Consider the following 353-nt stretch of genomic DNA (forward strand, 5'->3'; position numbering starts at 1 on the left):
TTTCTTCCCAAAGTCGGCATCGGTGTCGCGGCGCCCATCAGGCTTTGGTGACGCTCCTTCCTGCTTCTTGCCTCTGCTCAGACTGTTAATGGCTTTGCTGTCCACGGCCAGGATCCGTCCAAAATCCGGTAACAGTTTGCTTATTTCGTCCACCAGACGGGTAAATATTTTTTCTACTTCGTCGATGTGTTCCATAAGTTTCCGGCAGAAACGGCTGTATACGTAAGACGGCGGAACCGCCCGTTCCCCCACCCACGGGTCAAATCCGCAAATCTCCCGCAGTTGCGCGTTCCGCAACAGCTCGCGCCGCAGGCTCTCTATGGACGGGTGTTGGTATATAATCCCTGCTATTA

At 53.8% G+C, this 353-nt stretch carries 1 pseudogene; it reads right to left on the reverse strand.

From position 1 onward, the window contains the following. A pseudogene (locus tag KKC1_RS13605) lies at positions 1–353 on the reverse strand (DDE transposase); the annotation flags it as partial.

Source organism: Calderihabitans maritimus (genome assembly GCF_002207765.1).
GTDB classification, from domain to species: Bacteria; Bacillota; KKC1; order Calderihabitantales; family Calderihabitantaceae; genus Calderihabitans; species Calderihabitans maritimus.